At 45.5% G+C, this 21,904-nt stretch carries 19 protein-coding genes; 13 read left to right on the top strand and 6 right to left on the bottom strand.

Annotation, left to right across the window (positions count from 1 at the left end; translation table 11 throughout):
• Positions 1 to 22: 22 nt before the first annotated feature.
• A complete protein-coding gene (locus EYQ95_RS00295) occupies positions 23 to 844 on the bottom strand; it encodes an ABC transporter substrate-binding protein (protein WP_207801084.1) in 822 nt (273 codons plus the stop codon).
• A 128-nt stretch (positions 845 to 972) separates the two neighbouring features.
• Here EYQ95_RS00295 and EYQ95_RS00290 point away from each other — a divergent pair, with 128 nt between their 5' ends.
• From EYQ95_RS00290 to EYQ95_RS00280, 3 genes are read left to right on the top strand one after another with little or no spacing between them, the layout of a single operon-like run.
• The gene (locus EYQ95_RS00290) at positions 973 to 2,598 is read left to right on the top strand and encodes an HD family phosphohydrolase (RefSeq protein WP_111914765.1); all 1,626 of its coding nucleotides are present in this window, start codon (positions 973 to 975) and stop codon (positions 2,596 to 2,598) included.
• A 17-nt stretch (positions 2,599 to 2,615) separates the two neighbouring features.
• Positions 2,616 to 3,365 (top strand): 3',5'-cyclic-nucleotide phosphodiesterase, encoded by a 750-nt coding sequence (locus EYQ95_RS00285; RefSeq protein ID WP_111914766.1) that lies wholly within the window; start codon positions 2,616 to 2,618, stop codon positions 3,363 to 3,365.
• Positions 3,366 to 3,373: 8 nt separating this feature from the next.
• Entirely contained in the window at positions 3,374 to 5,605 is a 2,232-nt protein-coding gene (locus EYQ95_RS00280; RefSeq protein ID WP_111914767.1) for a CHASE2 domain-containing protein, read from the top strand.
• 2 nt (positions 5,606 to 5,607) lie between these two features.
• Here EYQ95_RS00280 and EYQ95_RS00275 read toward each other — a convergent pair whose 3' ends face one another.
• Positions 5,608 to 6,048, bottom strand: a complete 441-nt coding sequence (locus EYQ95_RS00275) for a DUF3429 domain-containing protein (protein WP_111914768.1) — start codon at positions 6,046 to 6,048, stop codon at positions 5,608 to 5,610.
• 8 nt (positions 6,049 to 6,056) lie between these two features.
• Positions 6,057 to 7,049 carry a calcium/sodium antiporter gene (locus tag EYQ95_RS00270; protein WP_111914769.1) on the bottom strand — a complete coding sequence of 331 codons (993 nt, stop codon included), beginning with the start codon at positions 7,047 to 7,049 and terminating at the stop codon, positions 6,057 to 6,059.
• A 172-nt stretch (positions 7,050 to 7,221) separates the two neighbouring features.
• Between EYQ95_RS00270 and EYQ95_RS00265 the strand changes: the two genes are divergently transcribed.
• Positions 7,222 to 8,526 carry an anti-phage deoxyguanosine triphosphatase gene (locus EYQ95_RS00265; protein ID WP_111914770.1) on the top strand — a complete coding sequence of 435 codons (1,305 nt, stop codon included), beginning with the start codon at positions 7,222 to 7,224 and terminating at the stop codon, positions 8,524 to 8,526.
• Here EYQ95_RS00265 and rsuA read toward each other — a convergent pair.
• Positions 8,523 to 9,212 carry a 16S rRNA pseudouridine(516) synthase RsuA gene (gene rsuA / locus EYQ95_RS00260; RefSeq protein ID WP_111914771.1) on the bottom strand — a complete coding sequence of 230 codons (690 nt, stop codon included), beginning with the start codon at positions 9,210 to 9,212 and terminating at the stop codon, positions 8,523 to 8,525. The genes EYQ95_RS00265 and rsuA overlap by 4 nt on opposite strands.
• Positions 9,213 to 9,252: 40 nt before the next feature.
• Between rsuA and EYQ95_RS00255 the strand changes: the two genes are divergently transcribed.
• From EYQ95_RS00255 to EYQ95_RS00235, 5 genes are read left to right on the top strand one after another with little or no spacing between them, the layout of a single operon-like run.
• Positions 9,253 to 10,722, top strand: coding sequence for a cryptochrome/deoxyribodipyrimidine photo-lyase family protein (locus EYQ95_RS00255; RefSeq protein WP_111914772.1), 1,470 nt, complete (start codon positions 9,253 to 9,255; stop codon positions 10,720 to 10,722).
• Positions 10,700 to 10,840 carry a DUF2256 domain-containing protein gene (locus EYQ95_RS00250; protein ID WP_111914773.1) on the top strand — a complete coding sequence of 47 codons (141 nt, stop codon included), beginning with the start codon at positions 10,700 to 10,702 and terminating at the stop codon, positions 10,838 to 10,840. The genes EYQ95_RS00255 and EYQ95_RS00250 overlap by 23 nt, the downstream gene beginning before the upstream one ends.
• Positions 10,841 to 10,874: 34 nt before the next feature.
• Positions 10,875 to 11,570, top strand: a complete 696-nt coding sequence (locus EYQ95_RS00245; protein ID WP_111914774.1) for a flavin reductase family protein — start codon at positions 10,875 to 10,877, stop codon at positions 11,568 to 11,570.
• Positions 11,567 to 13,138 (top strand): cryptochrome/photolyase family protein, encoded by a 1,572-nt coding sequence (locus EYQ95_RS00240; RefSeq protein ID WP_207916180.1) that lies wholly within the window; start codon positions 11,567 to 11,569, stop codon positions 13,136 to 13,138. The genes EYQ95_RS00245 and EYQ95_RS00240 overlap by 4 nt, the downstream gene beginning before the upstream one ends.
• A complete protein-coding gene (locus tag EYQ95_RS00235; RefSeq protein WP_111914775.1) occupies positions 13,138 to 14,355 on the top strand; it encodes a DASH family cryptochrome in 1,218 nt (405 codons plus the stop codon). The genes EYQ95_RS00240 and EYQ95_RS00235 overlap by 1 nt, the downstream gene beginning before the upstream one ends.
• Position 14,356: 1 nt before the next feature.
• On the opposite strand, the gene EYQ95_RS00230 is transcribed toward EYQ95_RS00235, so the two are convergent.
• A complete protein-coding gene (locus EYQ95_RS00230; protein WP_111914776.1) occupies positions 14,357 to 15,664 on the bottom strand; it encodes a Glu/Leu/Phe/Val dehydrogenase in 1,308 nt (435 codons plus the stop codon).
• A 37-nt stretch (positions 15,665 to 15,701) separates the two neighbouring features.
• Entirely contained in the window at positions 15,702 to 17,726 is a 2,025-nt protein-coding gene (locus tag EYQ95_RS00225; protein WP_111914777.1) for an NADPH-dependent 2,4-dienoyl-CoA reductase, read from the bottom strand.
• Between the two features lie 157 nt (positions 17,727 to 17,883).
• On the opposite strand from EYQ95_RS00225, the gene EYQ95_RS00220 reads away from it, so the two are divergent.
• From EYQ95_RS00220 to trxA, 4 genes are all read left to right on the top strand, one after another.
• Entirely contained in the window at positions 17,884 to 18,366 is a 483-nt protein-coding gene (locus tag EYQ95_RS00220; protein WP_111914778.1) for a hypothetical protein, read from the top strand.
• A complete protein-coding gene (locus tag EYQ95_RS00215; protein ID WP_111914779.1) occupies positions 18,363 to 19,508 on the top strand; it encodes a PQQ-dependent sugar dehydrogenase in 1,146 nt (381 codons plus the stop codon). The genes EYQ95_RS00220 and EYQ95_RS00215 overlap by 4 nt, the downstream gene beginning before the upstream one ends.
• Positions 19,505 to 20,902, top strand: coding sequence for an aldehyde dehydrogenase family protein (locus EYQ95_RS00210; RefSeq protein WP_111914780.1), 1,398 nt, complete (start codon positions 19,505 to 19,507; stop codon positions 20,900 to 20,902). The genes EYQ95_RS00215 and EYQ95_RS00210 overlap by 4 nt, the downstream gene beginning before the upstream one ends.
• 90 nt (positions 20,903 to 20,992) lie before the next feature.
• Complete coding sequence (trxA, locus tag EYQ95_RS00205; RefSeq protein ID WP_111914781.1) at positions 20,993 to 21,847, top strand: thioredoxin; 855 nt, start codon at positions 20,993 to 20,995, stop codon at positions 21,845 to 21,847.
• Positions 21,848 to 21,904: the final 57 nt, after the last annotated feature.

Below are 21,904 nucleotides of genomic sequence, written 5' to 3'. Positions count from 1 at the left end.
GAGCGAACTTTAACAGCGAGCTTTAAAGCCCATATCTAGCGACTATTTCCGCATAGGTTCCGTTTGCATGAACCACAGCAAGCTCACGATTAAACTCCTCTATGAGTTCTTCGTTCACACTTTCCCTAGAAAACATTGCAAAAATAGGTGACGCAACGGTATTAATATGGCTTTCCGTCACATATTCCGAGAGACCTTTCCGGCGTATCATAGACAGCCCTACGCGTTCATCTTCTAAGATACCGTCGACATCTTGGTCAATAAGCCTCGCTAGGTTCAATTCGCTAATCATCGCTCCGCTGATCTGTTCTTGATAGTTCGCACTCTCAGTAATCGCTTGTACGCTATCACCATAGTAATACTGGTTAACTATACCGAGCTTGTAACCTGCATCAACGAAGTCACCCAAAGTCTCAAAGTCGGCATACCTATGTTGTTCACCTTGCCTCACAAACAAGGCGAACGACTCCTCACGGTACATATTAGAGAAGTAAGCATAAGACTCACGCTCTTCTGTTTTTGAAGCTCCTACTAGCATGTCGATGGTTCCTTCCTCGACGCCTTGTAAAAGCTCCAACCAAGTAGCTTGAACATACTCTAACTCACATCCCATTGCTTGAGTTACATGGCGCGCCAGTTCGATGTCAATTCCCATGACTTCATTGCCAACATCCATGTACTGATAGGGCTCCCAAGCGTCGAAACCCAGCCTCAACGAGCATGTTGGTATCTCCACTTGAGGTGTAGCTTGGTTTTCAACTTGAGTTTGGGGCATTTCTGGTGTCTGTGCCGGACACCCGACAAGTACTGCAACACACATGACGAGCAAAATATGGATTTTCATAACGGCTCCTACGTGCTGTAGATTTCACCAATAAGTATAGCTGAACATATATTTATCTGTGTTAGTCTTAGAATTAACGATAAAACGCCTCGTAGTTTTAGGCACAAACATTTAGCTAGGGGCCCTGCATGACCGCTACATTAGACGTTAGTACCGAACTCAAACTTGTAAAACGCCTCAATGAAATTGGCATTGCACTTTCCGCTGAAAGTGACGAAGTGAAACTACTCGAGTTAATCCTAAGCAGTACGCGCGACTTAACGTCGGCAGACGGCGGAACGCTCTATATTGTTAAAGACGACGAAGACGCGAAAAGTAAAGTACTTCAGTTCAAGTTAGTACAAAACGATACGCTTGGCGTTAAGCTGGGAGGTACTGGCGACCCCATAGATAATCGTTTCCCAGATTTACCATGCTATCTAGAGTCTGGCGAAGCTAACAACAAGATGGTAGCCGTTCATGCTGTTGTGTCGGAACAAACTATTAATATTGCCGACGCATACGAAGAAGAAGGTTTCGACTTTTCTGGCACAAAGAAGTTTGATGAAACAACAGGTTATCGCTCTAAGTCGATGCTCGTAGTTCCCATGCGGAACCATGAAAATGAAGTCATTGCAGCCATTCAACTTTTAAATAAGCAAGACGACAAAGGCAACACCATTACCTTTGACGAAGAAGACTTAGAGCTAGTTTCTAGCTTAGCTTCTCAAGCAGCAATTGCACTGACCAACAGACGACTCATTGATGACCTACATCACCTTTTTGACAGCTTCACTCAAGTTATCGCAAGCGCTATCGACGCCAAATCACCGCAAACAGGCGCGCACTGTCGACGGGTACCCGACGCCACAATCATGATTGCTGAAGCTGCCAGTGGCTCCGATTTCCCTGGCATTGAAGGCTTTGAAATGTCTGAAGAGGAAATGTATGAGTTACGCACAGCGGCCTGGATGCACGACTGCGGCAAAATTGTAACTCCACCACATGTTGTTGAGAAGTCGACCAAACTAGAAACCATAAATGACAGAATTCACGCAGTAGAAGCTCGTTTAGAGCGCATTCGCATGGAGTACAAAGTGAAAGCGCTGGAAGCAAAAGCGAATAACCAACCCGAGCCTGAAGCCTGTAAAACCTATAACGATGCCTTTTTTAAAGACACGCTAGCGTTCTTGAGGACGTGCAATAAAGGCTCCGAGTTTACTGAAGAAAAAGATTTAAGCCGGTTACAAGAGCTTAGTGAGCTTTACTACACCGACATTGAGGGACAGAAACACCCGTTAATCACCCCAAATGAACTTGAAAACCTGAGCATCAGACGCGGGACTCTAACCGACGAAGAGCGGCAGATCATGGAAGATCACATGGTACATACCATTAACATGCTCAGTAAACTTCCATTTCCGAAACATCTGCGCCGTGTACCTGAGTTTGCTGGCGGTCACCACGAGCGAATGGACGGTTCAGGCTACCCATTAGGGCTAACTCGAGAACAAATGTCGGTGCCTGCCAGAATTATGGGCATTGCCGATGTGTTCGAGGCTTTAACCGCCCCTGAACGCACATATAAGAAGCCTATGCCTCTCTCGCAAACACTGAATATTATGTCGAATATGGTATTAAACAGTCATCTTGACCCTGACTTGTTTAAGATGTTTGTCGAGAAAAAGGTGTACTTGCGCTACGCTGAAAAGTACTTAACACCAGAACAAATTGATGACGTTGCTGTAGATGAAATTCTCGGCAAGCTCGCCTAAAGCATAAGGATTTTTCGATGTTTAATATTGATGTCTTGGGATGTAGCGGTGGTGTTGGAGGCTCTTCTGGAAGTACCTGTTTAAGGGTGCACCCTTCAATTTTAATCGACGCTGGTAGTGGTTTGGCAGAGCTTTCCATAAAAGAAATGCGAGCTATACGTCACATTTTTATTACCCATGCCCACATGGACCATATTTGTCATTTACCCACCTTTCTTTCGAACTTATTCGATGAAGTGCCCTACCCCATAAAGGTTTATGCGCAACAAGAAACCATTGATGTTTTAAAGGAGCATATTTTCAACTGGAAAATATGGCCAGACTTTTTAAAACTGCCTGATGAAGCCGACCCTATTCTTGAGTTTGTTCCCTTATCCGCTAAACAAACTGTAACGCTTGAGGGAATTTCATTTACACCTTTCGAAGTTGAGCACACTGTTCCTACATTTGCATATAGTGTGCAAGACCAAGATCAGCACTTCGTATTTTCTGCTGACACAAAGCTAAGCCAAGCTGTGGTAGATAAGTTGAATAGCTTACCGCCTATGGACACGTTTATGGTGGAGTGCGCTTTTCCTGATCGTTACGAAGATTTGGCTGATGTTTCATGCCATCTCACGCCTAAGAACGTTTCTGCATTGCTTCAGAAATTAGAAACACCACCGAAAAACGTTTGGATTACGCATCTTAAGCCGGCTTATGAGTCAGAGTTACGCCAACTCTTCGCTAGTGATGAGCAGTTTAGCGGCTGGAACATTCTGGAATAACCGCTAGCATGGCTAAGATAAAAAAGCATGGAATAGGCTCTAGAACATTTCAGGCCACAATAAGTTTAATTATCTTATTTTGGGTTATTGGCGAGCAAGTTGGTGTGTGGTCTTCAAATGTTTTACAACGGTTAGAATGGCTCTCTTTTGACGAACGCGTTGTACAAACACTCGACGGAACCCACGACCCCGGTATCGTTATTGTCGATATCGACGAGAAAAGCTTACAGGAGTTTGGCCAATGGCCCTGGCCTAGAGCTTATGTGGCACGGCTGGTTTACGAACTATTTGAGAGTTACCAAATACAATTGCTTGGACTCGACGTGATTTTTGCAGAGCCAGAGTCAAACCTTCTAGCCACCCAGTGGCAGCAACTGCGACAAAGCTACCCGAACCTACCCGAGACTCCGTCTATTGCTAGCGGTGACGCGGTTTTAGGCAACGTTCTTATGAGTTATCCCACAGTGTCGGCGTTCTACTTCGACTCTTCATTGCAAGTCGGTTCTGGCGCCGAGTCACAAGGAGTGCTTCCACCTCCTCTGCAAGTCACCAACCCGAAGCAAGAGTGGCAGCAATTACCTTTGGTGCGCCCAACTCGTTTCAGCAGCAACAACGAAGAGGTACAACCGTTCGTAATGTCGGGAGGTTATTTTGACAACCCTCTTGTAGATGAAGACGGAGTGTTTAGACGTGTACCTCTTTTCCAGGTTTGGCAGGACGAACTTTACCCCAGTCTGCCTCTAGCCATGTTTTCCACTTTACTTGGACAGCCACCTGCAAATTTAGACATTTATGAGGGAGGAGGTCAGAAACATTTAGAAGGTGTTGATGTAGGTGGATTCTATTTCCCCACAGATCCACAAGGTGCGGTTCTTGTTCCTTGGTTTGGTACACGCGAACATTTCGATTATATATCTGCCTCTGATGTATTGTTTGGAGAAGTGCCCCAAGAGCAACTCGCGGGGAAAATTGTTTTATTGGGAACGTCTGCACCAGGTTTAATGGATTTAAGGTCTACCCCAGTAGGAGCTGTATTTCCCGGAGTAGAAATACATGCCAGTATTTTAGCTGGGATGCTGCAAATGAACTTCAAGTCAGAGCCCGGTTATAGCTTAGCCATTACGCTTATTGCGCTTCTTATCACGGGTCTACTTATGACTTGGTACTATCCGCGATTAAGCTCCGTAGCCCTACTCAGTATTAGCACGCTACTTACAGCTACACATCTAGGTGTCAATCTATACGCTTGGCAGCAAGGATTAGTATTACCACTGGCCTCTGGATTGCTGCTTCTGTTACTGCTAACCGGATGGCACTTATCCATGAACTTCTGGCGTGAGAGCCTGCAAAAAAGACAGGTTGCAGAACAATTTGGGCGCTACATTCCCCCAGAGCTCGTTACCGACATTGTAGCGTCTCCCGAAGCGCAAGATATGTTAGGGCAAGAAAAGGAGCTGACCGTTTTGTTCTCCGATGTCCGCGGATTTACTTCATTTTCTGAAAATATTCCCCCTGCCGAATTAACCGAAGTTATGAACCGGTTACTGACGCCTGTAACTAAGGCGATTCATAACAACAAGGGCACCATCGACAAATACATGGGTGACGCAGTAATGGCATTCTGGGGAGCCCCACTAAAAGACCAACAACACGCTATTCATGCCTTGGAAGGTGCGCTTGCTATGCAAGACGCATTAAAAGAAATTAACGACACTTTCGTACAAGAAGGTAAAAAGGCATTGGCGATGGGAATTGGCGTTCATACTGGGCTTATGAACGTCGGTAATATGGGCTCCGAGTTCCGCATGGCGTACACAGTGCTTGGCGACAACGTAAATTTAGGCTCAAGGCTAGAAGGCTTAACGAAAGGCTACGGTGTAGACATTCTGTTTAGCGAGAGCACCTTAGAGCACATCGAGAAATATGCTGAGGAACAATTCGTATATCGCAAAGTAGACCGAGTACGTGTTAAAGGCAGAGAAGCGCCTCTAACCATTTATGAGCTAATGGGTTATCAAGCAGATAGCCAAGCATCGCCAGCACAAGTAACGAGCTCGAATAAGGCATTGGCATGTTATGAACAAGGCCAGTTTAAAGAGGCTAAGCGACTGTTTAGGGAGCATTTAGAACAGTGGCCTAACGATAAACTAGCCAAATTGTATGTAGGACGATGCAAAGAATATATTGAAGAGCCACCGGGTGAAAACTGGGACGGCGTTTTCACCCACAAAACTAAATAACTTTATAGCGTTCGAGCCGCCGTAGCCACTACCACGAACCAAATTAGGTGCGTACCTGCGACAACAAAGGTAATGGGTTTTCTAAACCTTTCGTACCACGTTTGATTCACCATTTTTATGTCGTAGTTAAGCCATAGTAAATACACAGCAGCTAGAACAAGTAACGCGACCTTTTCATTCAGAAATGACACGCTAGCCCAAGCTACAATAGATGGCAGCATACAAATCAGTAGCGCGCCTTGAGGGCGTGGCAGGTTCTCTGTCATAGCTAACGCCCAATGAATACCGCCCAAAAAGGACAAAATAACCGCACTGTAAATAAGAAAAACCTGTAATAAAAAGTCAGGATATACATGAAAAGCCCCCAGCACAGCAGTCACAATAAACGGGACTAATCCGAACCATGCCAAGCGTGTTGCTTGTTGTACTAATGGGCTTTCCATATTCAATCCTAGGTTAATGAATTTGCTTGTATAACTGAAAACACTAGCCAGCCGATGTAACCCAAATAAATAGCTACGAAAGCCGAACCTTCTATACGATTAATGCGCGCTGGTCTTTGCGGTTGCCACGACTGAGGACGCCAAGAGAACGCAGCCATAATGAGTGTAAGAGCAAGCATTAATGTCCAGTCACGCAATAGGACTTCAGCTGCTACTGAAATAGGTTCAATTGCGCCAGCTATACCTACTACGGCCAATGTATTGAAAAGGTTTGAACCGATAAGGTTGCCTAAAGCTAAGTCATGTTCTTGCTTACGAATAGCCACCATAGCAGCTGCTAATTCAGGCAAAGAAGTGCCTAAAGCAACAATAGTTAAACCTATAATGAGGTCGTCGACTCCGAATGCGGTAGCAATTTCCACCGCGCCCCATACCAACACCCGAGAACTGATAATAAGCAGTACGAGACCAACCAAAAGCCATACAATAGCCATTTTTAAAGACAACGGATGCGCTTCTAATTCTTTGTCGGTGTCGGTACCAATAATGTCTTCGTTCTTTTGTTGTAATACCATCCACAACATTACAGCGACAAAAGCCACCAGCAAAACGACAGCGTCTAAACGGCTTATAGTGCCGTCTAAGATTTGATAGCCGGCCAATAAGGTTACTGCGATAAGCAACGGTATTTCTTTTCTTAATACCCCTGAACTCACAGTCATAGGAAGTAACGCAGCACTTAACCCTAAGACTAAACCAATATTGGTAATATTAGAGCCATACGCATTACCCAATGCCAAACCTGGATTACCGCTCGAGGCAGCAAATGCTGAAACGACCATTTCCGGCGCCGAGGTACCGAAGCCGATAACAATCATGCCGATGATTAAGGGCGAAACGCCTAGAATTTTTGATGTTCCTGCAGCACCTTCAATAAACTTGTCAGCACTCCACACCAAAACCGCCAATCCAATTACTAGAGCGACAATAGGTAACAGCATAAAATCTCCATAATTATTTTATGGCACACATGATACATGGCTCGGTGCCACAATGAGAAGTCTGATATGAAATTACCACGACATTGCTTATTACCTACGCTAGCTATGGAGCACGTTGCGGTATTCTGCTAATGTTTGAGCCTCTTTTTTGATTCAATACAGGAATGCTTTCATGTCTGATGTTTGGCTTGAGCGACGCTCGCAAGATGCACCGCAAAGACCGGGAGATTTAAGGAACCCATGGCAACGCGATCGCGCGCGAGTTCTTCACTCAGCAGCATTTCGAAGGCTTCAGTCGAAAACTCAAATTATGAATGTTGGGGAGAACGACTTTTATAGAACGCGTTTAACCCACTCATTAGAAGCGGCTCAAATTGGAGCTTCGCTTATTAATCAAATAAAGCATACTGGGTCAGAGTTGGGCGTAACGCTTTTACCTGACGAAAGCTTAATGGAAGCGCTTTGTTTAGCTCACGACATCGGGCACCCGCCATTCGGCCATGGTGGTGAAACCGCACTTAACTACAAAATGTTAGCCAGCGGTGGTTTTGAAGGAAACGGGCAAACATTCAGAATTGTCGGACGCTTAGAAAGCTACCATGCAGACCATGGTATGGACCTAACTCGCAGAACACTCCTTGGACTTTTAAAGTACCCAGTATTAATGCCTGATGAGGCCATGAAGAACCAAGTTCCAGACGCAACGGACAATCCTCGTAGTTTGGCCAACTTCAAACCTGCGAAAGCGCTCTATGCGGCTGACAGTGACTTGCTCAATTGGGTTTTAGAGCCTCTGTCCAAAGAAGACCGCGAGGCTTTCCAAAGTGTCGACCAACTCTCTCATTCGCCGTTTCAAAAGTCTTTACATAAGTCTTTTGACGCTTCATTAATGGAGCTTGCCGACGACATCGCCTATGGGGTGCACGATCTAGAGGACGCTGTGGTAACGGGAACGCTTAAGGCAGAGCAGTGGCACACTTTTATGGGCGAGCGAATAGATGCTCTACCCTCCTCGCTTAAACAGCTTATGGAAAAGCTTGCGCTCGATCTTTTCTCTAGCGAGCATCACGCGCGCAAAAATGCCATTGGAGCATTGGTTAATATTTTCGTAACCAGTGTTCATGTAACCGAGAGCTTGCCACAGGCCAGTGAGCCTTTAGTGAAGTTTAATGCGTCTTTGCCTTCCGCAGAGCGCGAACTTCTTAATGCCCTCAAATCGGTGGTTTTTGAGCACGTTATTAACACCCCAGATATACAGCAGCTGCGTTACCGTAGCCAAAATATGTTATTGAATTTGTTCAGTGCATTTCACTCTGAGCCGTTACGTTTGTTGCCTAGCAACTCAAGACAAAGATGGGAAAAAGCGTTTCAAGAGGAAGGCCAACAGGGCGCAGACAGAGTCCTGTGTGATTACATCGCCGGTATGACCGACGACTATGCAGCGCGTATGTACCAAAGATTATTTGGCACCTTTTAAAACAGAGCTACTTCCTGTGCGGTAAGCGCTCTGTATTCGCCTTCTTGTAGCTCAGGGTCGAGCTTGAGCTCTCCCACCTGCTCGCGATGTAGAGCCTCTACTTTGTTACCCAAAGCCGCAAACATTCGTTTTACTTGGTGGTACTTACCTTCATAGAGCGTAACGAGTACCTCTTGCTCGTTTACAAATTCAACTTCCGCAGGCGCTGTGAGTTGTTGCTCTCCGTTTAATTGAATCCCCTTTTGGAAAGCTTCTTTGTAAGACTCTTCTACTGGGTCTGCGAGCCAAGCACGGTAAACTTTGGCGCACTTGCGTTTGGGAGAGGTAATACGATGGGACCATTGCCCATCATTGGTAATCAACAATAGTCCAGTAGTGTCTAGGTCTAACCTTCCTACTGTGTGCACTTTATCTAGGTTCGGAAGCTCTAGATATGACAGGACGGGTAAGTGAGTAGGATCGTCATTTGCACAAACACAACCTGCGGGCTTATTCATCATTAGATAAGTAGGCCCCATCAGTTCAAGCTTTACACCGTTCCAGGTTACTTCGTCTGTAGTTTTTATCTTAGCGGCACCTTTTTTCTCTACACGGCCATTGACCTCAACCTCTTCGCGGTGAAGTGTTCTGGTTGCTTCCTTGCGGCTCATTCCTGTGGCTTCTGACAAAAACCTATCGACTCTCATATTACAAATCCTTTCATAGTTAATGCGCGTATTGTACATCATGATAGATATTGTTTGGTTTAAACGTGACCTTAGAATTCGAGATCACGCTCCGCTTTCTTTCGCCTCTCGCTCAGGCCGCCCTACTCTACTTTTGGTGGTGATTGAGCCTATGCTGGTTGATGACGCTCACTACGGAGAGCACCATTGGCGCTTTTACTGGCAAAGCGTTCAGCAACTTCAGCGCCAGCTTGGTTCACAGCACAGAGTTCACGTTATCCAGTCGGATATGCTTGCAGCTTTAAAACGTCTCGCAAAGACATTTCCGGTAGCCAGAGTACTGAGCCACGAAGAAACAGGGATTAATCTCACTTACCAACGCGATATCGCAGTGAAGAGCTGGTGTAACAACAATAACGTGGAATGGTTAGAATTCCCCAGTAATGGCGTGGTAAGAGCCTGTAGAGATAGAGAAGGCTGGCGAAAGCATTGGTATCAAACGATGGCCAAGGCTCAATACCAAACTGATTTGGCTCGACTTAATACTCTAGTTTGGCATGAACAACCCGAACTTTCGGTGCCGCAAGCCTGGTTAACGCACCAAACCAGGTTTCAACACGGCGGCGAACTATCTGCATTGAAATGGCTTGAAGACTTTTGTTTAGAGCGTGGTAAGCGCTACGCTTTCGATATATCGAAACCGGCTGCAAGTAGGCGTTCTTGCTCACGTTTGTCACCCTATCTGGCTTTTGGAAACTTAAGCGTAAGGCAAGTTTGGCAACGTACAGGTCAGCTTAAGAGCCAACAAGGTTGGAGGAAATCGATACGAGCGTTGCATTCTAGACTTCGCTGGCATTGTCATTTTATTCAAAAGTTCGAAATGGACATACAGCTTGAGCGTTCATGCCTTAACCCAGCCTACGAAAACTTACATCGAAATGGGAACATAGAACACTTTAGTGCTTGGGCCCGCGGCAAAACGGGTATTCCTTTAGTTGATGCGTGCATGCGCTGTCTCCAACATACCGGCTATATTAACTTTCGCATGAGAGCCATGTTGGTTAGCTTTTTGACTCACCACCTTTGGTTAGACTGGCGTTTCGGCGCGAAACATTTGGGGCGGTTATTTCTTGATTTTGAACCTGGAATTCACTACCCGCAGTTTCAGATGCAAGCGGGCGTAACCAGTATTAACACAATCAGAATTTACAATCCGATTAAACAAGCGCAAGAGCATGACCCAAACGGTGAATTTATTCGCCAATGGGTACCCGAACTTTCTGCCATACCTAGTGCGTATATTCACACACCATGGGAAATGCCGCCGTTAGAGCAACTAGCAAGCAACTTTGAATTAGGTAAAGACTACCCGCACCCCATAGTTAACATTCAAGAGACAGGTAAGCGAGCAAGAGAATTTTTATGGAAGTGGAAGTCTCTTCCTGAAGTTAAAGCGTATAAAGAACAAATTCTGTTGCGTCATGTAGAGGGTCACCGAGACAAACGCGATGAAAAAGCAGCATTTACCTGAGAAAACCTGCCCCGTCTGCAATCGTCCTTTCCTTTGGAGAAAGAAATGGAAGGATGTTTGGGATGAGGTGAAATACTGCTCTGAACGTTGCCGCCGTAACCGAAGACTAAATTCGTAATAAGAAAACAAAATGGGAAATTATTGGTTTAAGCATGTATTGGTTTAATAAAAAACACCTAGAAGACTTGCCAGATCGGTTTCGCGCTCGCCTAATTAATGGCCTTTCCGGATACAAAAGCGCAAACTTAATTGGAACCTGTGATGCGAAGCATCAACCAAATTTAGCTATCGTGAGCTCGGTAGTTCACCTTGGAGCTAATCCAGCACTCATGGGAATGGTGACAAGGCCAACGACAGTGCGACGCGACACGGTAAATAACATCAAAGAGCAACATCAGTTCACCATAAATATGGTTGCAGAATCTATGGTGGAAAAAGCCCATCAAACGTCAGCAAAATATGAAGAGCAGGTTTCTGAGTTCTCAGAGGTTGGGCTAAGTGTTGAATGGATAGACGACTTTCAAGCGCCTTGCGTATCTGAGTCCCCGATAAGTATTGGACTAGACTTAAAGGAGATTTTACCCATTGAACTCAACGGAACCGAATTCATCATTGGGCAAATTAAATGGGTGCGTATTCGTGAAGATGTTTTACAACCGGACGGAAGCCTTGAACTAAGTCAGATTAGAGCAGCTGCAGTAACTGGCTTAGACTGCTATCACGTTCCCTCAAAAGGACAGCGTTATCATTATGCGGTTCCAGAGCATAGAGCCCGAGAGTTGCCAACTCAGGGTAATAACGACATACATCCCCCTGTTAATCTGAAAAAGTTTTGGGCTAAGCCGTGAGCCTGTTTCATCAAGTCAACGAGATTAGCCGAGACTACCCCAAGGTTAGACTTATTTTAGGAGACCAACTCAACGCCTCGCATAGTTGGTTTCGCGGCCACACTCATGAAACTGACGACAGAACTCTGTTCGTCATCATGGAAATGAAGCAAGAGCTTACTTATGTGAAACACCACATTCAAAAGGTTGTGGGCTTCTTTGCTGCAATGCGTAACTTTGCTCAAGCTATCAGCAAAAAACATGACGTTTTGTATCTCAAGCTAGACAGTTCAGATAACCAGCAAGATTTATGTAAAAACCTTCAACAGGTCTGTTCGACCGTGAAAGCTAAATCGCTGGAGTACCAAGAGCCTGACGAGTACCGGCTCGATACCCAATTGAAAAACATCGACTGGATTACCACGCAAGTTTATTCGAGTGAACACTTCTACACCGAACGAGACGATCTGAAGAAATATTTCCCAGATGCCGAACATTTATTGATGGAAAAGTATTACCGCCAAGCCCGAAAGGAAACGGGATATTTAATGAACGGCAATAAGCCTTTAGGCGGAAAGTGGAATTACGATTCCGAAAATAGAAATAAGATTCCGAAAAAACATGAGATTCACTCTCCTTTGATGTTTTCTCACGATGTTTCCGACCTTGTAGACTTGCTGAATTCGCAAAGCATCGAAACATTCGGAGAAGTAGACAGCAAACACTTTTTGTGGCCCATAAGCCGCAAACAAGCCATTGACCTTATGGACTACTTTTTCGACCACCTATTTCAGCACTTCGGTGAGTTCCAAGATGCGCTAACAGACAGGGGCTGGAGCCTATATCATTCACGCATCTCGTTTGCCCTGAATACCAAAATGGTTAGCCCTAAATATGTTGTCGAAAGAGCTATTCAAGCCTATGAACACTCGCCTGAGAGTATAAGTTTGCCTCAAGTCGAAGGTTTCGTTCGACAAATACTAGGGTGGCGCGAGTATGTTCGAATGATTTATTGGCGCTTCATGCCCGAGTACGCGAACCGAAACGAATTAAATCATACGCGAGATCTGCCGAGTTTCTATTGGAGTGGAAAAACCAATATGCGCTGCGTTTCTCATGCGGTTTCCCAATCATTAAAGTACGCCTATGCCCACCATATTCAACGTCTGATGGTGACCGGGAACTTTGCCCTGCTCGCAGGAATCGACCCGCAACAAGTAGATGACTGGTACCTAGGGATTTACATCGACGCTATTGAGTGGGTTGAGCTTCCAAATACCCGCGGAATGAGCCAGTTTGCTGACGGGGGTGTGCTAGCCACAAAGCCCTACGTGAGTGGCGGAAACTACATCAAGAAAATGGGTGACCACTGCACTAAATGCACATACGACGTGAGTAAAAAGTATGGAGATAATAGCTGCCCATTCAATAGCTTGTATTGGCACTTTATAGATAAGCATGAAGACAAGTTCCGCAATAACCACCGTATGCGCATGATGTACGCGCAATGGGACAAGCGCACTGAGCAGGAACGGCAGGATATTTTACAGCAAGCCGAACATTACCTTGAGCATATCGAGGACTTATAATGAAAACACATATTGTATGGCTACGCAGAGAATTACGTGAGAACCACCCCGCATTTCAAAACATTCCTTCGACAGCTCGAGTGGTCGCTGTTTATGTTTGGGAAGATAGAGAGAAAGCCAGCTGGCTAGGCATTCAACGTTTTGGTTCGCACAAAGAAAAATTCATTACCGAAAGTTTGAATGAGCTCCAACAAACTTTGGCTAAACAAAATATTGAACTGCTCATCACATCCGGTAATACCATTAAATCGTTATTGGCAATTGTAGAAAGATACAAAGCCGAGCATATACACTGGAGCACTCTGCCCGCTTACGAAGAAAAGCGAGACGAACACGAGCTTAAGCAGAAGTTACAAAAGATTCCAGCCCAAACCCACATCTATGAAACCTATACCCTTTGGTCAGCAAAGCAGGTTTGTGAACGTATTAATAAGCCACTTCGCTCTTTTAGCCAGTTTAGAAAACGCTTTGAGCCTCTACTGGAGGAGTCGTTCCCCGCAGAGCCATTACAGAGCGTTACAGATAAATACACCACCACAGAAAATATTCAGTTTAATGGCGGCCGCAGCCATGCATTAAATCATTTAAGTGCTTACTTACAACAAAATGGACCAGTTCGACATTATAAATCCACGCGTAACGGTATGTTGGGTATGTCTTATTCCAGCAAGCTCTCTCCTTGGCTAGCTTGGGGCAATTTAGGGCCTGAAGAAGCATTGAGAGCTGTACATCAACACGAAACAGAGTTTGGCAAGAACGAAAGTACGCATTGGCTGAAAATAGAATTACTTTGGCGGGAATTTTTTCAACATTTAGCAGTACAAGCAGGGCCAGAGCTTTTTTATGATGGTTCACCACAAATTGACTACGAGCCCATAGTTAAAGGAAGTTTTGCGGAGTGGGTAAAGGGTGAAACTAACAACGACTTCGTAAATGCCAACATGAAAGAGTTGAATGCCACTGGATTTATGAGCAACAGAGGAAGGCAGAATGTGGCGTCAGCACTCATTTACGACCTTGGAGAAGATTGGCGCAAGGGTGCTTGTTACTTTGAACAACAGCTTATTGATTACGACCCTGCGAGCAACTACGGAAATTGGCAATATATAGCAGGTTTACGGGCTAACTCTCGCGGAGGGAGTTGGTTTAACGTAAATAAACAAGCTCAAATGTACGACAGCGACGGCAGCTACCGTCGCCATTGGCTTTCTTTGTAGTTTACGTGTCGCCATTGAAGTAGTGTTGGTTACCTCTACAGTCCATAGCCGATGTAATACGCTCTAAACCTTGCATATAGGCAGCCCTGCGCAGGTCGATTGATTCACGTTCAGCCAAATCAAAACAAAGCTTAGATTCGCGTTCTAGCAACTCTTTCATGCGCTTGTTCACACGATCTGCACTCCAGTAGTCACCTATTCGGTTCTGCACCCACTCATAGTAACTCACTACCACGCCGCCTGTATTCGCTAATACGTCAGGAATAACGGTTATGTCTCGCTCGTTTAGTAATTCGTCTGCTTTACTAGTCACTGGTCCATTCGCTATTTCCAGCACAATGTCAGCATTTACGTCTTTGGCATTATGTTTAGTAATTTGATTTTCTAGCGCAGCTAAAGCTAAAACATCCACGTCTAGTGTTAATAACTCGTCATTCGACAAGTGCTCGACATTCTCTTCATCGTCTACAGACGACTCAGAGTAAACAATTCCTTTGAGCTCTCGAGTTTCGTTTTTGTGCTTGTATATAGCCTCTACGTCTAAGCCTTCTTTAGAGTAAACAGCACCTTTAGAGTCAGATACCGCCACAACTTTAAAGCCTAGGTCGAGAGCTGCTTTTGCAAAATAGTACCCCGCGTTACCAAAGCCCTGAACAGCAACGGTCATGTCTTTGGGATCTTTATCTTCCCGCTCTACCCATAGCCTTAAGATTTCTAATGCGCCTTCCCCGGTTGCCTCGACACGTCCCGCAGAGCCTCCTAACCCTAGAGGCTTACCCGTAATAACCGCAGGGTGTTGACCACGAGCGATATTAAAGTACTCATCTGCCATCCACCCCATTACGGTAGCGTTAGTGTTCACGTCTGGTGCGGGAATATCAGTGTCGGGGCCTATCGCATCAAACATTGCACGAATATAGCCACGGGAAAGTCGCTCTAGCTCCATTCGAGAGAGCTTTTTGGGGTCTACGCATACGCCGCCTTTAGCGCCGCCAAAAGGAATGTCGACCACAGCACACTTGATAGCCATCCAAAAACTTAATGCCGTAACCTCACCTTCGTCCACATTAGGGTGAAAGCGTATGCCGCCTTTGCCAGGGCCACGAGTTAGGTCGTATTGAACGCGCCAGCCTTGAAATACCTTAAGACTGCCGTCGTCCATACGCACTGGAATAGAGGCTTGAATAATTCTTTCGGGTTGAGCGAGCCGCTGCTGTGCATCATCTGATATTTCTAACCGCTTGAAAATCTCTTCGAGTCTTCCTTGCGCGTCTTCTAATACTTCAGGCACTTCTTGCGATTCGCTCATAGTTATCTCCAGTATTAAGTTTCAAATGCTTTTACGTTTACAACATTGCCGCTAATTCAGCTCCTTGTCGAATAGCTCGCTTTGCGTCTAACTCGGCAGCTACGTCTGCACCGCCAATACGGTGTACACTCACACCCGCTTCACGCAATGGAGCTTCCAGTTCTCTTAACGGGAGCTGTCCTGCACATACGACAATATTATCTACTTCGATCAATTGCTTGTTACCATCAATACTTATTTCAATACCTTCTGGAACAATACGTTCGTACGTTACACCGGCTAACATTTTCACGCCTTTATGTCTCAATGTGTTGCGGTGTACCCAACCAGATGTTTTACCCAGTCCACCGCCGACTTTCGAGGTTTTCCGTTGCATTAACGTAATTTGTCTTGGATTTGGCTCCGCCAAAGGCTGCTCTAGCAAAGCTCCGCGGTGCTCGTACGACTTGTCGATACCCCAAATAGCGTGCCATTGTTCCGCGTCTAAAGTCGGAGAAACGGTTGTCGTTAAATACTCAGAAACGTCAAATCCTATGCCTCCAGCGCCAATAACTGCCACTCGTTTACCCACTGGTTTATGGTCACGCAACACATCTAAATAACCATACACATGAGGAAGGTCAGCGCCCTCTATCTCTAGTGCTCGAGGTGAAACACCAGTGGCTACCACAACGTCATCAAAACCAAACTGTGTAATAGACTCTTTGTTTTGCTCTTGCCCTAAATGAAGAATAACACCAGCGTCTTCAAGCCTGTTTTTGAAGTAACGAATGGTTTCATAAAATTCTTCTTTACCAGGCACTTGCTTTGCGTAATTGAACTGACCACCGATCTCGGTAGCCTTGTCGAACAAGTGAACCTCATGCCCACGCTCTGCGGCAAAACATGCGGCAGATAGCCCAGCAGGACCCGCGCCGATAATACCCACACGTTTTTTCTTCACAACAGGGTTCATCACCAACTCTGTTTCATAGGCTGCAAGCGGGTTAACAAGGCAAGTAGCACGCTTGTTCTCAAATACGTGGTCTAAACACGCTTGGTTACAAGCAATACAGGTATTTATACGGTCGGCTTTGTCAGCTTCCGCCTTCGCAACGAAGTCGGGGTCGGCGAGCAACGGTCGTGCCATCGACACCATATCGGCTTCTTGCTTTGCCAGAATATCTTCAGCAACTTCAGGCGTGTTAATTCTATTGGTTGCTACCACGGGTACAGATAGCGACTTTTTCAACTCGGCTGTAATCCAACGGAAAGCAGCTCGCGGAACTGAAGTCACGATTGTAGGTACACGAGCTTCGTGCCAACCGATGCCAGTATTAATAATGGTTGCGCCGCATTTCTCGACCGCCTGACCCAGTTCCACTACTTCTTCTTGGGTATTACCACCTTCTACTAAATCCAACATGGACAAGCGATAAATAATAATGAAGTCTTCACCTACCGCTTCTCTAACAGCTTTTACTATTTCCTTTGGGAAACGGCTACGGTTTTCAAAGCTGCCACCCCACTGGTCGGTTCGCTTATTTGTTCGGCTACAAATGAATTGGTTAATCAAATAACCTTCCGAGCCCATAATCTCTACACCGTCATATCCTGCCTTTTTCGCGAGCTTGGCAGCACGAGCATAATGTTTAATGGTTTTTACAATTTGACGGTGGCTCATTGCCGAGGGTTTGAAAGGACTAATTGGAGCTTTTATAGCACTTGGGGCAACATTTAAAGGGTGATATCCATACCTTCCCGCATGCAGAATTTGCATGCAGATTTTACCGCCAGCTTCATGCACTGCACTGGTAATTTTTTGGTGTTTAGCCACGTGCCAAGGCTTACTTAGCTGACACCCTACAGGGCTTAATCGGCCACGAATATTAGGGCTGATTCCGCCAGTCACAATTAGGCCTACACCACCTTTCGCGCGCTGCGCATAGAAAACTGCAAGCTTATCGAAGCCCTGCTTTTCTTCCTCTAGTCCTGTGTGCATCGAGCCCATCAACACTCGGTTTTTTAATGTGGTAAATCCTAGGTCTAAAGGTTCAAATAAATTCGGGTATGCTTGGGTCATCTGCTTGCCTCTTCTGGTCTAACCTGTGGTCAACACTTTATCCACTCTATCAAGTGGGGGCAAGTAAACTGACACGAGAAGTTGCCTAAAAGGTGGAAGGTCTGGGCAACTTCATATAAGTTAAGGTCTTACTTTTTAACGCTTGGATATGTTCATTATGACGCATTGGCAAAGGTTTGGAGTTCGGATTTTTGCTCTTCTTGTCGCACTCGTGGTTTCAACCTTGGTGGGCTCTGTTATTCAGACACAGCTCAACTTGCATGCAATAAGTGAAATAGGACCTGCCATAGAGCTTAGCCAGCGCATTAATACGACATTACATGACCTGATCTTCTTTGCACCTTTATTTGCTGTGGTTATGGCGGTTACCCTTATTATTGCTATACCTATCGCTCACTTCGTTTCTACATTCCAGAAACGACAATTTACCGCGTGGTGTATTGTCGCAGGAGGCGTTGGCTTATATGTGGCATTTCAACTCATTAATGCATTTACGCCGCCACCCACGTTAATAGCGGCAACTAGAGGCTCTCTCGGAACCTTGCTTATGATTCTAAGCGGTTGCTTGGCAGGGTATCTCTACGCCCGCCTTACTCGCTCTCTTCGCAAAGTTAACCCACTCAAAGGTTTAGTGAAATGAAAATAGCGTCTGTTGTCTCTGCTTTTGCGCTCTTATGGTCTGCCTTGGTTCCTGCTCAAGCTCAGTTACAAGCTACCCATGCAACACCTTTGCTCGAGCAACTTGACTCACCATGGGGTATCTCATTTCTAGATGAGCAAAAGTTCGTGTTTACTGAGAGAAGCGGTACTCTAGTTGTTGCCTCGCTTACGCCAGAGAATAATGCCGAAATACTCGCGCGCATTAACGTGTCTAATGTCATTCCTGATATTTTCGTCAATGCCCAAGCTGGATTGTTCGACGTTCTCAATATAACCAAAAATGAAAGTGAAAACCTGCAACTATTACTTAGCTATGCATGTGGAGTAAGCAGTGCAAATCAAACCTGTGTGGCAAGGACAGAACTTACGAAAGATTTAGAGCTTGAAAATACCACCGTAATATTTCGAGCAACCCCCACCAAAAAAGGTGCTGCACACTTTGGCGGAAGACTGTTGCAACTCCCCGACTCAACCATTTTGGTCACGCTAGGCGACGGCTTTGATTATCGTGAACAAGCGCAAGTAACTACAAATTTATTAGGAAGCATCGCTCGGATTGACACTTCTGGGCGAACCCCAAATAACAATCCTTTCATCGGTACAGAAAACGCAGCCCCTAATTTGTTTTCATATGGTCACCGAAACGTACAAGGTATTGCCTATCACGCCGAATGGAATGCCATTTTGAGCACCGAACATGGACCAAGAGGTGGTGACGAGTTAAACCATATTAGAGGCGGTCGCAATTATGGTTGGCCCCTCCTAACTAACGGTGTTGATTACACTGGCGCTATGATTACGCCATACCGAGACTTACCCGGTATGGAACCACCACTATATGACTGGACACCGTCAATTGCGCCAGCCGGACTTACACTTTTTGAAAATACAGCCCTCATTCCAGCACTCGCGGCGCGGAAGATAACAGCTTTAACGCTTAGTCAGCGTGGCCAGCAGATAAGTGTTTTAAATGAATACGACTTAGTCAGTGAGAGCACTGATATTACATGGAACCACAGAGTTAGAGATATAGAGTTACACCCAACGAAGTCTTCTATCTTAGTTTTAGTTGACGGTACCGACGGGCAAATTATTGAACTTGAAATAACGGACGCACCATGACCATTAACGAACAAGATATGCAAGAACACTTTGTTAAACTTCAGTCCACATTTTTAAGCCAAAGAACGCTTTCTCGTGATTGGCGAATTCGCCAACTCGAGCAAATTGAAAAGCTGCTCAATAATCATGTTGAAGAGTGGAAACAGGTACTATTTGAAGACTTAGGCAAGCAAGCCACTGAAGCTTGGAGCACTGAAATAGGTTATCTACTGAAAGATATTCGCCATACCAAGCGTCATTTGAAGAAATGGATGAAGCCGAAGAGGGTTTCTAGTCCAATTGCCATTGCCCCTGCTCGCTCGAAGTTACTCCCTACGCCTAAAGGTACTGTTGCAGTATTCGGCGCTTGGAATTACCCGTTACAATTAACACTAAGCCCTGTTGTTGCAGCCATTGCAGCGGGCAATACCGTGTGTATTAAGCCCTCCGAAGTGTCTCCTGCAACCAGCCAGTTAATTGTAAAACTATGCAACCGCTACTTAGACTCAGAAGCTATCTGGGCAGTGGAAGGCGACGCAGCAATCGCAGCTCAGCTCCTCAATTTACCTTTTGACCATATCTTCTTTACGGGAGGCAGTCAGATTGGCAAGAAAGTTATGCACGCCGCAGCGAATCATTTGTCTTCGGTCACATTAGAGCTTGGCGGAAAAAGCCCCGTAATCGTCTCCAAACATACCGACCTTGAAGTCACCGCTAGGCGAATTGTTTGGGGCAAATTTATGAATGCTGGGCAAACCTGTATTGCTCCCGACTATATTCTAGTGGAAAAAAGTGTCCATGAAGCTTTAACGCAAGCCCTCAAAGCTGCCATTAAAGAGCTTTATGGTGAAAATATTAAGGAGAGCCGAGACTACGGAAGAATTGTTTCCGAGCGTCACCACCAACGTCTTGCGAAGCTACTTTCAGACCCAGAACTTCAACACGCAAAAATATGGGGCGGAGAACAAGACGCAGAAAGTCGCTATTTTGCGCCAGCAATCATTGACCAATGCCCTGTCGATGCATCAGTCATGCAAGAAGAAATATTTGGTCCATTGCTACCCATTATCCCTGTTTCCGACTTCACAGAAGCGCTGGCATTTATTCAAGCCCGCCCTCACCCACTAGCCTGTTACCTGTTCTCCAGCCTACAAAGCGAACAAAACAGAGTAGAAAAACTAATTCGCTGTGGCTCTCTTTGTATAAACGACACCATGGTCTTTATGCTTAATCCGAACCTCCCGTTTGGAGGTGTGGGTGAAAGTGGTATGGGGTCCTATCACGGCAAGTATGGGTTCGACACTTTCTCGCACCAAAAACCTGTAGTTACGCGTAAATTTATCCTGGACATCGACGTTCGTTACCCACCATACACAGAATGGAAGCAAAAGATTCTGAAGAAGCTCTTAGGTTAACTGCGGAAACAAAAGGTTGAATGCTTAGGGTTCGTCCCCATTTACAGAGCACAAAACAAGAGAAATGAATATAGACCACGAGGCGATGAAGTGAACGCGAACAATATTGTAAATTTAACAGCTCAAAACGCTAAAGAAGTACTGATTGATCAAGCTGAAGGCAAAGTTGTTTTAATCGACTTTTGGGCAGACTGGTGCGAACCATGCAAACAGCTCCTTCCTATACTTGAAAAAATTGCTGCCGATTACTCAGACAACTTAATTCTAGCGAAAGTAGACTGTGAAGCAGAACAAGCGCTTGCAGGTCAATTTCAAATACGTAACTTGCCAACCCTAATGGTATTTAAAGACGGGCAACCGGTCGACGGTTTGGCAGGCGCACAGCCAGAACAAGCTATCCGTGAAATGTTGAGCAAACACTTGCCTCAACCTGAAGACGACGCTCTGAAAAACGCTAAGGAAGCTTTAGCGAACGACGATGCCGACACCGCGTACACACAAGCAAAGTTAGCTGTAGATTTAAATCCAACTAATCATGACGCTGTGCTGGTATTGGCGCATGCTGCGGCGAAAGTAGGCCATACGGAACAGGCAAAAGAATTATTAGCGCAACTTTCCATAAGTCACCAAAGTGAACCTGAGTATCAACAAGTGCAGGCCATTATCCAACTTGCGGAAGAGGCTGCCGACAGCCCTGAAATTAGAGCACTAGAGGAGCAAGTTAAAGCTGCACCAGACGACTTAGCGTTACAGTCGCAACTCTCCGTTCAGTATTTCCAAGTGAAGCGCTACGAAGAAGCCCTAGCAATGGCATTAACACTGTGGAAAGCCGAGCGCAGTAACGACGAATTTAAGAAACACTTATTAGATATGATTAATAATTTACCAGAAGGTGATCCACTCGCCTCAACGTACCGTAAAAAAGTGTACAGTATGCTTTATTAGCTACTGTTCGCTAGCAACGAGATTGAGCCGACATCCCCTTGTCGGCTCCTTTTTTTT

The organism is Lysobacter sp. N42, assembly GCF_004344885.1.
The sequence above is the reverse complement of the archived record's forward strand: the minus strand, read 5'-3'. Positions and strand labels throughout refer to the sequence as shown.

Coding starts and splice junctions, on each gene's coding strand:
- EYQ95_RS00295 (WP_207801084.1), bottom strand. CDS start 844: ATGAAAATCCATATTTTGCTCGTCATGTGTGTTGCAGTACTTGTCGGG.
- EYQ95_RS00290 (WP_111914765.1), top strand. CDS start 973: ATGACCGCTACATTAGACGTTAGTACCGAACTCAAACTTGTAAAACGC.
- EYQ95_RS00285 (WP_111914766.1), top strand. CDS start 2,616: ATGTTTAATATTGATGTCTTGGGATGTAGCGGTGGTGTTGGAGGCTCT.
- EYQ95_RS00280 (WP_111914767.1), top strand. CDS start 3,374: ATGGCTAAGATAAAAAAGCATGGAATAGGCTCTAGAACATTTCAGGCC.
- EYQ95_RS00275 (WP_111914768.1), bottom strand. CDS start 6,048: ATGGAAAGCCCATTAGTACAACAAGCAACACGCTTGGCATGGTTCGGA.
- EYQ95_RS00270 (WP_111914769.1), bottom strand. CDS start 7,049: ATGCTGTTACCTATTGTCGCTCTAGTAATTGGATTGGCGGTTTTGGTG.
- EYQ95_RS00265 (WP_111914770.1), top strand. CDS start 7,222: ATGTCTGATGTTTGGCTTGAGCGACGCTCGCAAGATGCACCGCAAAGA.
- rsuA (WP_111914771.1), bottom strand. CDS start 9,212: ATGAGAGTCGATAGGTTTTTGTCAGAAGCCACAGGAATGAGCCGCAAG.
- EYQ95_RS00255 (WP_111914772.1), top strand. CDS start 9,253: ATGATAGATATTGTTTGGTTTAAACGTGACCTTAGAATTCGAGATCAC.
- EYQ95_RS00250 (WP_111914773.1), top strand. CDS start 10,700: ATGAAAAAGCAGCATTTACCTGAGAAAACCTGCCCCGTCTGCAATCGT.
- EYQ95_RS00245 (WP_111914774.1), top strand. CDS start 10,875: ATGTATTGGTTTAATAAAAAACACCTAGAAGACTTGCCAGATCGGTTT.
- EYQ95_RS00235 (WP_111914775.1), top strand. CDS start 13,138: ATGAAAACACATATTGTATGGCTACGCAGAGAATTACGTGAGAACCAC.
- EYQ95_RS00230 (WP_111914776.1), bottom strand. CDS start 15,664: ATGAGCGAATCGCAAGAAGTGCCTGAAGTATTAGAAGACGCGCAAGGA.
- EYQ95_RS00225 (WP_111914777.1), bottom strand. CDS start 17,726: ATGACCCAAGCATACCCGAATTTATTTGAACCTTTAGACCTAGGATTT.
- EYQ95_RS00220 (WP_111914778.1), top strand. CDS start 17,884: ATGACGCATTGGCAAAGGTTTGGAGTTCGGATTTTTGCTCTTCTTGTC.
- EYQ95_RS00215 (WP_111914779.1), top strand. CDS start 18,363: ATGAAAATAGCGTCTGTTGTCTCTGCTTTTGCGCTCTTATGGTCTGCC.
- EYQ95_RS00210 (WP_111914780.1), top strand. CDS start 19,505: ATGACCATTAACGAACAAGATATGCAAGAACACTTTGTTAAACTTCAG.